The following is a 536-nucleotide window of genomic DNA, read 5'->3' as shown; positions in this document are numbered from 1 at the left end:
GTTCCGGCTTTGACGCTGCTGCTGCGGGAGCATCATCATTGGCTGGCTCGGGGACGGCCTCAACGTCTTCGAACATCATGCGCAGTTGCGCGCCGTCCATCTTCTCGGAACTGCGCCCGAACTGAACGCGCAGCAGCCGTGCGAGACGATGCTCCAGCTTTTCTATGGTCAGGCCCTGGGCTTTGACGGTCTGCTTCGCAACCTTCAGTTCATCCCGATCCACCTCCATAGCCTGCGCCATCTCCCGCAGCATTTTCTGCAGGAGAACAGGGTCTGTAGGAAGGCGATCAAGGTCGAACCGCATGCCTGCCCCTATAGGACAGGAGACCTGAAAATGCTACAAAAAGGGCCGGTTTTCTGCGATTTCCCCTCACGCAATTGTCGGTGTGGCGACCTCCTCATGGACAATGGCTTGCCGCCAATCCAGCCCTTCGATCAGCATCGCCAACTGCGCGCCCGAGAGCCGGGCGGCAGCCCCATCCCGGGCGCGTGGCCAGACGAACTTTCCGCGTTCCAGCCGTTTTGCATAAAGGCAA

2 protein-coding genes are annotated in these 536 nt (G+C 59.9%); both read right to left on the bottom strand.

The genetic code is table 11. From position 1 onward, the window contains the following. On the bottom strand, positions 1–304 hold a 304-nt coding region (locus H926_RS0104315; protein ID WP_028657572.1), incomplete at its 3' end, for a hypothetical protein. A gap of 66 nt (positions 305–370) precedes the next feature. Then, on the bottom strand, positions 371–536 hold a 166-nt coding region (gene tnpB, locus H926_RS35530; RefSeq protein ID WP_022675222.1), incomplete at its 5' end, for an IS66 family insertion sequence element accessory protein TnpB.

It is taken from the genome of Novosphingobium sp. B-7 (assembly GCF_000410615.1).
GTDB lineage: Bacteria > Pseudomonadota > Alphaproteobacteria > Sphingomonadales > Sphingomonadaceae > Novosphingobium > Novosphingobium capsulatum.
This window is presented reverse-complemented; position numbering and strand designations above follow the sequence as displayed.